The 13,580-nt window shown below is 58.6% G+C and carries 11 protein-coding genes; all 11 read left to right on the top strand.

The window, feature by feature from the left end:
- Positions 1-15: 15 nt before the first annotated feature.
- The 11 genes from KDN35_RS07370 (at position 16) to truB (ending at position 13,579) form a co-directional block, all read left to right on the top strand.
- Complete coding sequence (locus KDN35_RS07370) at positions 16-1,746, top strand: proline--tRNA ligase (protein ID WP_249178982.1); 1,731 nt, start codon at positions 16-18, stop codon at positions 1,744-1,746.
- A gap of 123 nt (positions 1,747-1,869) precedes the next feature.
- Positions 1,870-6,180, top strand: a complete 4,311-nt coding sequence (locus tag KDN35_RS07365; RefSeq protein WP_171564674.1) for a PolC-type DNA polymerase III — start codon at positions 1,870-1,872, stop codon at positions 6,178-6,180.
- A gap of 186 nt (positions 6,181-6,366) precedes the next feature.
- On the top strand, positions 6,367-6,825 hold the full coding sequence (rimP, locus tag KDN35_RS07360) for a ribosome maturation factor RimP (RefSeq protein WP_171564675.1): 459 nt from the start codon (positions 6,367-6,369) through the stop codon (positions 6,823-6,825).
- A gap of 42 nt (positions 6,826-6,867) precedes the next feature.
- A complete protein-coding gene (gene nusA / locus KDN35_RS07355; protein ID WP_171564676.1) occupies positions 6,868-7,953 on the top strand; it encodes a transcription termination factor NusA in 1,086 nt (361 codons plus the stop codon).
- Positions 7,954-7,955: 2 nt separating this feature from the next.
- Positions 7,956-8,246, top strand: a complete 291-nt coding sequence (rnpM, locus tag KDN35_RS07350; protein WP_029098991.1) for an RNase P modulator RnpM — start codon at positions 7,956-7,958, stop codon at positions 8,244-8,246.
- The gene (locus KDN35_RS07345; RefSeq protein ID WP_171564678.1) at positions 8,243-8,542 is read left to right on the top strand and encodes a YlxQ family RNA-binding protein; all 300 of its coding nucleotides are present in this window, start codon (positions 8,243-8,245) and stop codon (positions 8,540-8,542) included. Before rnpM ends, KDN35_RS07345 begins: the two co-directional genes overlap by 4 nt.
- A gap of 21 nt (positions 8,543-8,563) precedes the next feature.
- Positions 8,564-10,996 carry a translation initiation factor IF-2 gene (infB, locus tag KDN35_RS07340; protein ID WP_171564679.1) on the top strand — a complete coding sequence of 811 codons (2,433 nt, stop codon included), beginning with the start codon at positions 8,564-8,566 and terminating at the stop codon, positions 10,994-10,996.
- The gene (locus tag KDN35_RS07335) at positions 10,996-11,277 is read left to right on the top strand and encodes a DUF503 domain-containing protein (protein WP_171564680.1); all 282 of its coding nucleotides are present in this window, start codon (positions 10,996-10,998) and stop codon (positions 11,275-11,277) included. Before infB ends, KDN35_RS07335 begins: the two co-directional genes overlap by 1 nt.
- Before the next feature lie 20 nt (positions 11,278-11,297).
- The gene (gene rbfA, locus KDN35_RS07330) at positions 11,298-11,669 is read left to right on the top strand and encodes a 30S ribosome-binding factor RbfA (RefSeq protein ID WP_171564681.1); all 372 of its coding nucleotides are present in this window, start codon (positions 11,298-11,300) and stop codon (positions 11,667-11,669) included.
- Positions 11,662-12,657, top strand: a complete 996-nt coding sequence (locus tag KDN35_RS07325; protein ID WP_212132454.1) for a DHH family phosphoesterase — start codon at positions 11,662-11,664, stop codon at positions 12,655-12,657. The genes rbfA and KDN35_RS07325 overlap by 8 nt, the downstream gene beginning before the upstream one ends.
- Positions 12,650-13,579, top strand: a complete 930-nt coding sequence (gene truB, locus KDN35_RS07320) for a tRNA pseudouridine(55) synthase TruB (RefSeq protein WP_212132453.1) — start codon at positions 12,650-12,652, stop codon at positions 13,577-13,579. Before KDN35_RS07325 ends, truB begins: the two co-directional genes overlap by 8 nt.
- The last annotated feature ends 1 nt before the right edge of the window (position 13,580 follow it).

The raw sequence follows: 13,580 nt of genomic DNA, 5'->3' as shown, positions 1-13,580 counted from the left end.
TTTAAGCAAAGTCAGATGTTGATTCCCACCCTGCGGGAAGTGCCTGCGGATGCGGAGATTGCCAGCCACAAGCTGCTGCTTCGGGCGGGCATGGCCCGTCAGCTGGCATCCGGGATTTACACCTACCTGCCGCTGGCGCTGCGCAGCCTGCAGAAAATCCAGACCATTGTGCGCGAAGAGATGAACCGCGCCGGGGCCCAGGAACTGCTGATGCCGGCGATGCAGCCGGCGGAATTGTGGCATCAAACGGGCCGATGGGACGTATACGGTCCCGAACTGGTGCGCCTGCAGGACCGCCACGAACGTTCGTTTGCGCTTGGTCCGACGCATGAAGAAGTGATTACCAGCCTGGTGCGGGACGAAATCAACTCCTACAAAAAACTGCCGATCAACCTGTACCAGATTCAGACGAAGTTTCGCGACGAGGTCAGACCGCGCTTCGGCCTGATCCGCAGCCGCGAGTTCATTATGAAGGACGCCTACTCGTTTGACACCACGCCGGAAGGGCTGGACAAAAACTTCCAGGCGATGTTTGATGCATATACCCGCATTTTCACTCGCGTCGGCCTGAACTTCCGCGCCGTGGAAGCGGACGCGGGAGCGATTGGCGGAAAAGGAACCTACGAATTCATGGCGCTGTGCGACATCGGTGAAGACACGATTGCCTATTCGGAAGAGGGCGATTACGCTGCCAATTTGGAAAAGGCGGAAGTGGTGTACAAGCCTTCCCCCAAACCGGCCGGAGAAACACCTGCGATGGAGAAAATCCACACGCCTGGTGTAAAAACCATTGACCAACTGACGGAAACGCTTGGCGTGGACGCCAGCCGGATCATCAAAAGCCTGATCTATCGGATCGACGACAAGCTGGTGATGGTGCTCGTCCGCGGCGACCACGAGTTGAACGAAGTCAAGCTGAAAAACCTGTTCGACGCGACGCAGGTACGCCTTGCGTCCGCAGAAGAGGTGCTGGCAGTGAGCGGCGCACCGGCAGGCTTTGTCGGGCCGGTCGGTCTCGCTGACGAAAAAACGGAAATCGTCGCCGACAACTTCGTCCAGGACGTCTACGACGGAATCGTGGGCGCCAACGAAGCCGACTACCATCTCATCCATGTGCAGCCGGGCCGGGACTTTACCGTGTCTCGTTACGCCGATCTGCGCAACATCATGGAGGGAGACGTCTGCCCGCGCGGCGGCGGTGTCATCAAATTTGCCCGCGGGGTGGAAGTAGGCCACGTGTTCAAACTGGGCACCAAGTACTCGCAGGCGATGGGCGCCACCTTCCTCGACGAGAACGGGCGCAGCCAGCCGATGATCATGGGCTGCTACGGCATCGGCATCTCCCGTACTCTGGCCGCCGTGATTGAGCAAAACAACGACGAACACGGCATCATTTGGCCCGTGTCCGTGGCGCCGTTCCACGTCCACGTCATTCCGGTCAACACCAAAGTGGAGGAGCAGCGGCGTGCGAGTGAACAGATCACCGAAGCGCTGATGGCGGCTGGCATCGAGGTGCTGTACGACGATCGGCCTGAGCGCGCCGGCGTGAAGTTCAAGGACGCTGACCTGATTGGCCTGCCGCTGCGCATCACCATCTCCGACCGGGCCGCGCAGGAGGGCGTCGTCGAAGTCCGCGTCCGCCGCACTGGTGAAACGCACGAGGTAAAACGCGACGAACTGGTCACCTTTGTGAAAGACCTGCTGACTCGCGTCGACCGGACGGGGGCGGAACTGGTCCACGCGTAAAAAGAAAGCAGGGATTCGGCTGATTTTGTCGAATCAAATCGGGGTACTCCCGTTGAACCGTGGGAGTACCCCCTGTTTTTTTCAGACAGGTTTGTACTGATGGCATGATTGAGGTGGAGAACCGTGAATCGGTTGGAAGAGCAAAAACATCGCTTCTCGCTGTTGGTGAAACAGTTGGATCTGCCGGCAGAGTGGGTGGAGCGATTTTTTCTTGATGGGCACATCGATAAATTGGAACTCTACCGGCAGAACAAGGAGTGGGTGTTTACCTTTACACTGCCCCGGTTGCTGCCGGCGGAGATCTATCAGGCCTTTATGCGCCGTCTGATCCAGAGCTTTTCCCATTTGGCGACAGTGGACGCCCGATTCCGCTACCGCGAACAGCCGAGTGTGGAGCAGGCCGTCAGCCAGTACTGGGACGTGCTGCTGGAGAATCTGGAACAAAAGATCAACTCCTTGGCGGTCACGCTGCGCCAGGCGAAACGGAAAGTGGAGGCGCAGAGCGTAACCGTGTACCTGCCGACGGAGATGGCGGTCGAGATGGCCAAGCGGAAGAAAGCGGACAGCGAACTGGCCGCCGCCTTTGAAAAAGTGACGGCCTGCGTGCCGCGCTTTACGTTTTTGGCCGAAGAGAACGACGAGGCGTACAAGGCGTTCATGGAGCAGCGGGAAGAAGAGGAGCGGGCGCTGATCGAAGAGGTCATGAGCGCGGTCCAGCAGGAGAAAGAGAATAAGGAAAGTGAGAAGACAGAGGCAGTGACCACGCTGATGATCGGCTACGAGATCAAGGACGAGCCGCTGCCGATCCGCGAGATCCAGGACGAAGAGCGGCGCGTCACCATCCAGGGCACGGTGTTTGGCGCGGAACTGAAGGAGCTGCGCAGCGGCCGCCATTTGTTGACGTTCAACATCACCGACTACACCGATTCGCTGACGGTCAAGATTTTTTCCCGCGACAAGGAAGACGTCAAAATGCTGGAGGCCGTAAAGGACGGTTTGTGGGTAAAAGTGCGCGGCAGCGTCCAGCATGACACCTTCCTGCGGGAACTGGTAATGGTCGCAAACGACATCAACCAAATCGAACAGGTCGTGCGAAAAGACACAGCCGAGGAGAAGCGGGTAGAACTGCACTGTCATACGCCGATGAGCGCGCTCGATGCCGTCGCCTCCGTCAAGTCGCTCATCAGCACGGCGGCCAAGTGGGGGCACAAAGCGATCGCCATCACTGACCACGGCGTCGTTCAGGCGTTCCCGGAAGCGTACAGCGTCGCCAAAAAGAACAACATCAAGTGCATCCTCGGCATGGAGGCGTACGTGGTGGAAGACGGCGTAGACATCGTCTACAACCTGACTCAGGAGAACAACCTGCCGATCGACGAAAACACCGAGTACGTCGTGTTCGACACGGAGACGACCGGTCTCAACGCAGCGGAGCACACGATCATTGAAATCGCTGCGGTGAAGATGCGCGGCACGGAGATTGTCGACAAGTGGACGGAATTGATCGATCCCCAGATCGAGATTGGCCCCAAGACGACCGAAATTACCGGGATCACCAACGAAATGCTGCGCGGCAAGGAGACGCTGGACGTGGTCCTGCGCCGGTTCAAGGAGTTTACCGGTGACGCTGTGCTCGTGGCGCACAACGCGGAGTTTGACAAGGCGTTCATTAATGCCTGCGCCAAGCGAATCGGGATGGAGCCGTGGAACAACCCCTTCCTGGATACGCTGCCGCTGGCCCGCCTGCTTTACAAGGGCATGCGCAACTACCGCCTGGGCACGCTGGCGAAAAAGTTCAACGTGGAACTGATCAACGCCCACCGCGCACTGGATGACACCGTGGCGCTGGCCCACGTCTTCCAGTACATGCTGAAAGACATCCGGGAGGCGGAGATCAAAACCCTGGCCGATCTGAACGAGCGGAGCAATGCGGAGGCAGACTACAAGAGCGGCCGCCCGTTCCACGCCACGCTGCTGGTAAAAACGAAGGCCGGGCTGAAAAACCTGTATAAACTGGTCAGCCGCTCCCACGTGGAGACGTTTTTCCGCGTCCCTCGCATTCAGCGCAGCCAGCTCGTCAAGTACCGCGACGGGCTCTTGATCGGAACGGCCTGCAAAGAGGGCGAGCTGATGCAGGCGATCCTGCGCGGGAAGACGCGGGACGAGCTGAAAGAAGTAGCCGCCTTCTACGATTTTCTCGAACTGCAGCCGCTGGATCACTACGCGCCGCTGCTGCGCAATGAGGAGATTCCCTCACTGGAGACGATGAAGGGATACCACCAGTTGATCGTCGATATCGGAAAGGAACTGGGCAAACCGGTGGTGGCAACGGGGGACGTCCACTTTCTCAATCCGCAGGACGACATCTTCCGAGACGTGTTTTTGCTGTCGCAAGGCTCCCCTGATGCGGGCAACCAGCCGCCGCTTTATCTGCGCACCACGGACGAGATGCTGGAAGCGTTTGCCCACCTCGGCGAGGAGACTGCGCGCGAAGTGGTGGTGACCGCCCCCAACGCGATCGCCGACATGATCGAGGACGTCAGCCCGATTCCGGACCGGTTGTACACGCCGATCATCGAGGGAGCAGATGACGAGCTGCGCCAGATGTGCTACGACAAGGCGAAGAAGCTGTACGGCGATCCGCTGCCGGAGATCGTGGAAAAGCGCCTGGAAAAAGAGCTGAACAGCATTATCACACACGGATTCGGCGTGATTTACCTGATCTCCCAGCGGCTGGTGACCAAGTCGCTGATGGATGGCTATCTCGTCGGTTCCCGCGGTTCCGTCGGGTCTTCCTTCGTGGCCACGATGGCCGAGATCACCGAGGTCAATCCGCTGCCGCCGCACTATCGCTGTCCAAACTGCAGGCACAGCGAGTTCATCACGGACGGCTCGATCGGTTCCGGTTTCGACCTGCCGGACAAGGATTGTCCCGCCTGCGGACACAAGCTGGCCAAAGACGGACAGGACATTCCGTTCGAGACGTTCCTCGGCTTCAAAGGGGACAAGGTCCCTGATATCGACCTGAACTTCTCGGGCGAATACCAGCCGCGCGCCCACAAGTATACGCAGGAACTGTTCGGCGTGGACAACGTCTACCGCGCGGGAACGATCGGCACGGTTGCGGAAAAGACCGCCTACGGCTACGTGCGCAAATACGCGGATGAGCGCGGCCTGACGCTGCGAAACGCGGAAATCGCCCGGCTGGTAAACGGCTGCACCGGCGTCAAGCGGACGACTGGCCAACACCCGGGCGGAATCATCGTGGTGCCCGACTACATGGAGATCGAGGATTTTTGTCCGATCCAGTACCCGGCGGACGACAGCGAATCGGAGTGGCGGACCACGCATTTTGACTTCCACTCCATCCACGACAACCTGTTGAAGCTGGACATTCTCGGCCACGACGACCCGACCGTAATCCGCATGCTGCAGGATTTGACCGGCATCGATCCGAAGACGATCCCGCTCGACGACAAGGCGACGATGTCGATCTTCAGTTCGACCGAGGCGCTGGGCGTCACGCCGGAGCAGATTCGCACCAATCTGGGGACGCTGGGCATTCCCGAGTTTGGTACCAAATTCGTGCGGCAGATGCTGGAGGACACCAAGCCGACGACGTTTGCCGAGCTGGTGCAGATCTCCGGTCTTTCCCACGGTACGGACGTCTGGCTGAACAACGCGCAGGACTTGATCCGCAGCGGGACGTGCAAGCTGTCCGAGGTGATCGGGTGCCGCGACGACATCATGGTGTACCTGATTTACAAGGGGCTGGAACCGTCCCGCGCCTTCAAGATCATGGAGTCGGTGCGCAAAGGAAAAGGCGTTCCCGAAGAAGACCAGGAAGAAATGCGCCGCAACAACGTGCCGGAATGGTACATCGAGTCCTGCCAGAAGATCAAGTACATGTTCCCGAAGGCGCATGCTACCGCCTACGTGATGATGGCGGTGCGGATCGCCTACTTCAAGGTGCATTACCCGCTTGAGTTTTACGCAACATACTTCACGGTGCGAGCGGACGACTTCGACATTCCGTTGATGGTCAAGGGCTCGTCGGCAATCCGGCAAAGAATCGAGGAAATCGAAGAAAAGGGACACGAGGCGCAGCCCAAGGAGAAGGCGCTGTTGACCGTACTGGAGATGGCGCTGGAGATGGTGGAGCGGGGTTTTCGCTTTGCCAACGTCGACCTCTACCGTTCCGATGCGACCAAATTCCTGATCGACGGCAACAGTTTGATCGCGCCGTTCAACGCTCTGCCCGGTCTGGGGACCAACGCGGCGATCAGCATCGTCAAGGCACGGGAGGAAGGAGAGTTCCTCTCCAAGGAAGACCTCTTGACCCGCGCCCGGATTTCCAAAAGCATCCTGGAATATCTGGAGGAGCAGGGAGCCCTTAAAGGGCTGCCGGAATCCAATCAGCTCTCGCTGTTCTGACGACTCCGGACGAGGAGCGGTCCGGAGGGGCCTGTCGGGATTTGGGCAACACACGGTTGTCAACGACAGGCTGTTATGCTATAATTTTTTTGGAAATACTGGTTATACGCACGCAGAGCGAGAGTGGGGAAACCCACTCTTTCTTTCTGGCCGAACCCCATGCTTCAACGACAAGGAGGTACTTGCTTGAGCAAGGTAACAGACATTGTCACCGAACTGGTTACGCCCATTCTCGACGAACTGGGTCTGGAACTGGTTGACATCGAGTACAAGAAAGAAGGCAGCAACTGGTTTCTGCGCGTGTTCATCGACAATGAAACCGGGAACATCGACATTGATGACTGCGGCCTTGTCAGCGAGCGGCTGAGTCAGCGTCTGGACGAGGTGGACCCTATTCCTACCGCGTACTTCCTGGAGGTGTCGTCACCGGGAGCAGAGCGTCCGCTGCGCAAGGAAAGCGATTTTCGCAAGGCTGTCGGCAGGCATGTACATATCGTAACCAAGGAGCCGCTGGAAGGCTCAACCGTGTTCGAAGGGGAACTGGTATCCTTCGAGGACGGACAGCTGACAGTGAAAGAAGCGAAAAAAACCTACGTCATTTCCCTGGACCAAATCGACGCGGCCCGGATGGCCATCGTCTTCTAATCCCGCGGGTGTGTGTTCGTAAAGGAGGAGGCAACGAAAATCATGAACGCCGATTTTATTGAGGCATTGGAAGCCATTGAGAGAGAGAAAGGAATTTCCAAAGACGTGTTGATCGAGGCCATCGAAGCGGCCCTCATTTCCGGATACAAACGGAATTTCAATTCGGCGCAAAACGTTCGCGTAGACGTGAATCGCCACACCGGCCAGGTGCGTGTGTTTGCCCGCAAAACGGTCGTGGAGGAAGTGCTCGATCCGCGTCTGGAGATTTCTCTGGAAGCGGCGCAGGAGATTGATCCCAACTTCCGGCTGGATGACATCGTCGAGATCGAAGTGACGCCCCGCGACTTTGGCCGCATTGCCGCTCAGACCGCGAAGCAGGTGGTGACCCAGCGCATTCGCGAAGCAGAGCGCGGACTCATCTACAGCGAGTTCATCGAGCGGGAGGACGACATCATCACCGGTGTGGTCCAGCGCATGGATGCCCGCAACTACTACATTGACCTGGGCAAGGCGGAGGCAGTGATGCCGATCACGGAGAAAATGCCGACCGACGACTTCAAGCCCCAGGATCGGGTGAAAGCCTACATCATCAAAGTTGAAAAGACGACCAAAGGACCGCAGATCATCGTCTCCCGCACGCATCCCGGCCTGTTGAAACGGCTGTTTGAACTGGAAGTGCCGGAAATCTACGACGGCGTGGTGGAGATCAAATCCGTCGCACGTGAGGCCGGCGACCGCTCCAAGATCGCCGTCCATTCGATCAACCCCGACGTCGACCCGGTAGGCGCCTGTGTGGGGCCTAAAGGGATGCGCGTACAGACCATCGTCAACGAGCTGAAGGGCGAGAAGATCGACATCGTGCGCTGGTCGGAAGATCCCGCGGAATACGTGGCCAACGCGCTCAGCCCGGCCAAGGTGCTGCACGTGGAAGTGAACGCTGCCGAGAAAGTGACCCGCGTGATCGTACCGGATTATCAATTGTCGCTGGCAATCGGCAAGCGCGGTCAAAACGCCCGTCTCGCGGCCAAGCTGACCGGTTGGAAGATCGACATCAAGAGCGAGACACAGGCTGAACAGGAAGGCATCGCCTACCCGAAAGCGGGCGATGAGGGGGCTGACCTCGAATAGCCATGAAGCAAAAGAAAATTCCATTGCGGAAATGCATCGTGTGTCAGGAAATGTTTCCGAAAAAAGAACTGGTGCGCGTCGTGCGGACCCCGGACGAAGAGATTATCATCGATCCGACTGGCAAGGCAGCCGGGCGCGGGGCGTACGTGTGCCGTCAGGAAAGCTGTCTGAAGCCGGACACGTTTGCTTCGGGCAAGTGGAAAAAAGTGCTGGAACGCGCACTGAACATGTCCATCACCCAGGAAAAATACGACGCGTTCCGTGAGAAATGGCTGGAGATGATGGGACAATGATCCCCAAGGCAGCGCAAATGCTGGGGTTGGCCATGCGTGCACGCAAGGTGATATCCGGCGAGGAGCTGGTCGTTCAGGCAGTGCGAACCGGTCAGGCCAAGCTGGTGCTGCTCGCGGCCGACGCTTCTGCCAACACGACGAAGAAGGTACGTGACAAGTGCGCCTATTACGGTGTTCCGTGCGTAACGGCAGGCGACCGGTACGCGCTGGGGCACGCCATCGGCAAGGAAGGGCGTGTCACCGTAGCGGTTACGGACGGGAATCTGGCGGACAGCATACTGCGCCTGCTCACCTAATTCAGAAGGGGTGAAGATCACTTGAAGACTCGAGTGTATGAATACGCCAAACAGCATAACATGAGCAGCAAGGAAATCCTCAATTTGTTAAAGCGGCTGAACATAGAAGTGGCAAATCATATGAGTATCATGGATGAAGCAACGATCAAAAAAATTGAAGATCACCTTGCCAAGCTGCGGAGCGGCGGCAAGCCGGAACAACAGCGGCCCGCCGGTCAGGCGGAGGCGAAGCCCAAACAGGAAGGCGACAAGAAGCGGACAGAGGAGTCGAAAGGGAAGCAAAAGCCTCAGCAGCAGCGTCGCAACGAACGCCCGTCTGATCGCGGAGCAAGCCGTCAGGGCGGCGGCCAGCGTGCCGACCAGCAGCGTCCGCAACAAGGAAAAAATCAGGGGAAGAATCAGGAGAGAAAACCGAGCGATATGAAAAGCCAATCCGCAAAACCATTTGATCGCAAGCAGCAGGTTGCCCAACATGAGCCAACGGTCAATGAACATGACGATCCGCGCGCAGGCGACGACTTTGAGGACAAGGTAAAAATCCCGCCCAAAGTTTCCCTGGAAAAGCGGGAAAAAATCAAAAAAGGTGCGGGCGGCAAGAAGGGATTCGACGACAGCAAGAAAAATCAGCCGTTCAAAGGCGGCAACAAACGTCAGGAGAACCGCAAGCAGGGGCGCGAACAGCAACAGCGCCAGCTGCCGGATCCGCCGTCCAAAATTACCTTCACCGAGTCGCTTACCGTCGCAGAACTGGCGAAAAAACTGCGCAGGGAACCGGCGGAAATCATCAAAAAGTTGTTTAATTTGGGTATCATGGCGACGATTAACCAGGATCTCGACCGCGATGCCATCGAGTTGATCTGCTCCGAGTACAACGTCGAAGTGGAAGAGAAGATCGTCATCGACGAAACCAACTTCGAGACGATTGAAGAAGTGGATAACCCGGCCGATCTGGTGGAACGTCCGCCGGTTGTCACCATCATGGGTCACGTCGACCACGGGAAGACCACCCTGTTGGACGCCATCCGCTCCACCAACGTCGTAGCGGGTGAAGCAGGCGGCATCACCCAGCACATCGGTGCGTACCAGGTGGAAGTCAAAGGGAAGAAAATTACGTTCCTGGACACCCCCGGCCACGCGGCGTTTACCACGATGCGTGCCCGCGGTGCGCAAATCACCGACATTACCATTCTCGTCGTAGCAGCGGATGACGGTGTCATGCCGCAAACCGTGGAAGCCATCAGCCACGCCAAGGCAGCAAACGTGCCGATCATCGTCGCCGTGAACAAAGTCGACAAGCCGGAGGCAAACGTCGAGCGCATCAAGCAGGAACTGACCGAGTATGGACTGGTGGCTGAAGAGTGGGGCGGCGACACCATTTTCTGCCCGATCTCCGCAAAACAGCGCATCGGCCTCGAGGAGCTGTTGGAGTACATCCTCCTCGTTGCCGAGGTGCAGGAGTTGAAAGCAAATCCGAACAAGCGCGCCCGCGGTACCGTCGTCGAGGCCGAATTGGACAAGGGGCGCGGACCGGTGGCAACCGTCCTGGTGCAGCATGGTACGCTTAAAGTCGGGGACCCGATCGTCGTGGGCACCGCATATGGCCGCGTCCGTGCGATGGTAAACGACAAGGGACGCCGTCTGAAGGAAGCAGGACCGTCCACGCCAGTGGAGATTACCGGTCTGAATGACGTTCCGCAGGCGGGCGACCAGTTCATGGTCTTCGAAGACGAGAAAAAGGCCCGCTCCATCGGTGAAGCGCGCGCAGCCAAGCAGCGCGAATCGGAACGGCGCGCCAACACGCGCGTTTCCCTGGACGATCTGTTCCAGCACATTCAGGAGGGCGATGTGAAAGAGCTCAACCTGATCGTGAAAGCGGATGTGCAGGGCTCCGTGGAAGCGCTCCGCGGCGCGCTCGAGAAGATCGATGTGAACGGCACGCGTGTCAAGATCATTCACACCGGTGTAGGGGCGATTACGGAGTCCGACATCACCCTGGCCAACGCGTCCAACGCCATCGTGATCGGCTTCAACGTGCGTCCTGAGCCAAATGCCCGCAACATGGCGGAACAGGAGAAAATCGACATTCGCCTGCACCGCGTCATCTACAACGTCATCGACGAGATCGAGCAGGCGCTGAAAGGAATGCTGGACCCGGTCTACAAGGAGACCATCATCGGCCAGGCGGAAATCCGCGAAATCTTCAAGGTCTCCAAAGTGGGCAACATCGCCGGTTGCTACGTCACCGAGGGCAAGATTACCCGCGATGCTGGCGCCCGCGTGATCCGCGAAGGTGTGGTCATCTACGAGGGCAAGCTGGATACGCTCAAGCGGTTCAAGGATGATGTACGCGAAGTGATGAGCGGCTACGAGTGCGGCCTGACCCTGGAGCGCTTCCAGGATATCAAGGTCGGCGACGTGATCGAAGCCTTCATCATGGAGGAAGTGAAGCAGTAATGCTGGCGGGGGCGCGGATCGAACTGTTTCTGCCCGCCTGCCGCAATCTAAAGGAGAAACGGGCCATCGTCAAGAGCATACTTGGCAAGCTGCGGAGCCGCTTCAACGTCTCCGCGGCGGAGTTGGCCTGTCAAGAGCAGTGGCAGCGTACCGTGCTGGGTATCGCTGCCGTTGCTAATGAATGGTCGTTTTTGCAGGAACAAATCCAGGCGGCTGTCCGTCTGGTGGAAAACCATCCCGGCGTGGAGTTGATTCGCGCCGATACGGAATACTACGACTAACGCCAGCGGAGGTGACAGAAATGAACAAGACGAGGATGAGCCGGGTGGGCGAGGAGATCAAGAAAGAACTGAGCGTCCTCTTGCAGCGCGGCCTGAAGGACCCGCGCATCGGCTTCGTCACGGTAACGGATGTGGAAGTGACCAGCGATCTCCAGTTGGCCAAGGTGTTCGTCAGCATTTTCGGCGACGACGAACAGCGCAAGGCGTCCCTGGCCGGGCTGCAAAAGGCAAAGGGCTATCTGCGCACGGAGATCGGCCGGCGTGTAAAGCTGCGCCACGTGCCCGATTTCGTATTCAAACTGGATGAGTCGATCGATTACGGGAACCGGATTGAATCGATTCTCCGTGAAATCTCCACAGAAGGTGCCAAAGGAGACAAGCAGGATGACTGATTATCGCCGTGCCTTGGAGGAAGCGGTCCGGTTCCTGCGGGAACACGATCGCTTCCTGATTCTCTCCCACGTCAACCCGGACGGGGATGCGATCGGTTCTACACTGGCTGTGGCCGCAATGCTGGAACAGTTGGGAAAATCATACGTGCTCGTCAATGAGAGCGGCGCGCCGGACAAATTTTCATTTTTGCCCCGGTTTGAGCGGATTTGCAATCTTTCGCAAGATTTGGCCGGCGACACCTTTTCCGCCGTGATCGCGGTCGACTGCGCCGATGCGTCGCGAATGGGGGACGTGCGTCATCTGTTTGCCCCCGACGCCGCCCTGCTCAATATCGATCACCATCCCACCAACGACGCCTTTGGTGCGGTAAACGTCATTCGCACCGATGCGGCGGCCACGGCAGAGATTCTGTATGACCTGAACGAGGCGGCCGGGCTGCCGATCACCGAAGATTTTGCGCTCTGCATCTACACGGGACTTTTGACCGACACGGGCGGCTTCCGCTACTCCAACACGTCGCCGTACAACATGGAGATCGCCGCCCGCTTGCTGCGGTACGGCGTCAATCCGGGCGACGTGGCGGAGCGGTGTCTTGAAGTCATCACGCTGTCCCATGTCAAGCTGCTCAGGCAGGCGCTGCAGACGCTGCGCATGTCCCATGGCAACCTGGTGGCATCCGTTTTTGTTTCTCGCCAGGATTTGGAAAGTGTAGGGGCCGACCGGGAGGATGCCGGGGGACTGGTAAATTACTGCCGCAACATTGAAGGCGTGGAAGTAGGCGTGTCGTTTGTGGAAGCGGAGCCGGGGACGGTGAAGGTGAGCCTGCGGGCCCGCAGCCGCGTGGACGTGTCGGAGATCGCCAAGCAGCTGGGGGGCGGCGGCCACGCCAAAGCGGCAGGCTGCACGCTTCGCGGAACGCTGGCGGAGGCGCAGGAACGGGTGTGGAACGCCCTGGGGCAGGCGTTGGGAGTGAACGCCGATGAGTAACAAGTGGCATGGCGTCGTCGTGCTGGACAAGCCGGCCGGAATGACCTCCCACGATTGCGTGGCGCGTATCCGCCGCCTGTTTCGCACGAAAAAAGTGGGGCATGCCGGCACCCTGGACCCGGACGTGACCGGTGTGCTGCCTGTCTGTCTGGGGCATGCCACCCGCTTGGTGGAATACCTGCAGGACCTTCCGAAGCGTTACGATGTGGTGATGCGCCTCGGTTCCTCCACCACGACCGAGGACGCGGCCGGTGAACGGGTGGAACACGTGCCGGTCGACTCTGCGGAGATCACGACAGAGCGGCTGAATGACGTGTTCCGCCAGTTTCTGGGCGAGATCGAGCAGGTGCCGCCGATGTACTCTGCCGTCAAGATAAACGGCAAGCGGCTGTACCAATTGGCCAGAGAGGGCGAAGTGGTGGAGCGCCCCGCCCGCAAAGTGACGATCTACGAACTGGACCTGCACGACATCCGGCCGGACGGCGACGGCGTAGACGTGCACTTTTCCTGCACGTGTTCCAAAGGCACGTATGTGCGCACCTTGTGTGTTGACCTGGGACGAGCTCTAGGGTATCCTGCCCATATGAAGCAGTTGAGGCGCGTCAAAAGCGGCCCGTTTTCAGAAAGGGACGCCGTGGCGCTGGAGCTGCTGGAAGAAAAAAGCGCGGGCGGTGAGGATTTGTCCCCCTGGTTGGTCCCCTTGTCGCAAGCGGTCTCGTTCTTGCCGAGGTATCAGGTGCCGCCTGAGCGGACAAAAGCGGTGCTGAACGGTCTGTCCACCGCTCTTCCCGGCGTGAAGGCGGAAGAGGGCAGCCTGATCTGCCTGTTTGCAGGCGAACAGCTGCTAGGCATTCACCGCGTCTGCCGCGGCCCCAAAGGTCTTTTTGCCAAGGCTGAAAAAGTCTTTCCCACCGAGGTGTAAA

Origin of the sequence: Brevibacillus sp. NL20B1 (genome assembly GCF_018195675.1) — a bacterium.
Classification (GTDB): Bacteria; Bacillota; Bacilli; order Brevibacillales; family Brevibacillaceae; genus Brevibacillus; species Brevibacillus aydinogluensis.
The sequence above is the reverse complement of the archived record's forward strand: the minus strand, read 5'-3'. Positions and strand labels throughout refer to the sequence as shown.